Source organism: uncultured Pseudoteredinibacter sp. (assembly GCF_947500695.1).
In the GTDB taxonomy this organism is placed as follows: domain Bacteria; phylum Pseudomonadota; class Gammaproteobacteria; order Pseudomonadales; family Cellvibrionaceae; genus Pseudoteredinibacter.
Window position 1 is genome coordinate 1 of the sequence record NZ_CANMSS010000039.1, and the last position, 347, is coordinate 347.

General features: G+C 49.9%; 1 protein-coding gene. It reads right to left on the reverse strand.

Annotated features, from left to right (window positions below; all coding sequences use genetic code 11):
• The coding region (locus tag Q1A08_RS21400; protein WP_299776429.1) for an Ig-like domain-containing protein at nt 1-347 on the reverse strand (347 nt) is incomplete at both ends.

Sequence of the window (347 nt, forward strand, 5' to 3'; positions counted from 1 at the left end):
GTTTCGAATAACTTAGTACCACCGTTAGCCGGATCACCATCGTAAATACGGATGGTGGCATTTTTAGGACCGGTACCCGTAATGGTTGGGCGATCATCATTAGTGATGCCTTCATGAGCGATGGTTTCATCCGGACCACCGGCTACGGCAGGCACATCATCAATCACACTCACAATACTTGGTGCACCTGGCGTTGCCGTATCGATATCAAAGTTTAATGAAGTCGTCTCATTGGATTCATTACCCGCTTTATCAACGACCTTCGCCGTCACTTTGTAACTGCCATTGCCTAGTGCTGGGCTTGGATCCGTACTCCATGTGGCTGGGTCACCTGGATTTGCACCCGC